Origin of the sequence: Rhodobacter sp. NSM (genome assembly GCF_052244495.1) — a bacterium.
Lineage (GTDB): Bacteria > Pseudomonadota > Alphaproteobacteria > Rhodobacterales > Rhodobacteraceae > Cereibacter_A.
In genome coordinates, this window is sequence record NZ_JBQPXH010000067.1 from 1 (window position 1) to 671 (window position 671).

At 69.9% G+C, this 671-nt stretch carries 1 protein-coding gene; it reads left to right on the forward strand.

Annotation, left to right across the window (positions count from 1 at the left end):
* Positions 1-483: M15 family metallopeptidase (locus tag ACTVZP_RS22305; RefSeq protein WP_443214314.1), on the forward strand; the 483-nt coding region annotated here is incomplete at its 5' end.
* Positions 484-671: the final 188 nt, after the last annotated feature.

The following is a 671-nucleotide window of genomic DNA, read 5'->3' on the forward strand; positions in this document are numbered from 1 at the left end:
GATGCCCAGGGCGCCTATCCGCGGCAGGAGTCGGTTGCGACCTTCTACGGCGTGGCGGGCGGTCCCGACTGCACGGCCGGGATCGTCGAGCTGCCGATCCCGTTCCGCCTCGCCTGGGATCTCAACACGGGCATCACGAGCTTCCGCTGCCACAAGCTGGTGGCGGTGCCCCTGACGCGGATCTTCCGTGAGGCGGTGGCGCACTATGGTGGGGTCCAGTTCGAGCACCTGCGGCTGAACCTCTTCGGCGGCTGCTTCAACCACCGGCCCATCCGCGGTGGCTCGGCCCTCTCCATGCACGCCTGGGGGATCGCCGTAGACCTCGATCCCGAGCGCAACCCGCTCCGCTGGGGCCGTGACCGGGCGAGCTTCGCCGCGCCCGCCTACGAGCCCTTCTGGACCATCGTCGAAGCCGCCGGCGCCACCAGCCTCGGCCGCGCCTGCAACCGCGACTGGATGCATTTCCAGTTCGCCCGCCTCTGAAGGAGAAAGCCCATGTCCCTGATCCTCATCCTTACCCTCGCTCTCTGCGCGGCGGCCTTCATCCTTCACGTCAGCGGGCCGTTGGTCGCCGCCCTCACCCGGGGGACCGCTTCGGCGATCTCAGCCACGATCATCGCCACACTCGCCGAGCCCGCCGCCGCCTCGACCGGCAGCGACCTGCTGACCGC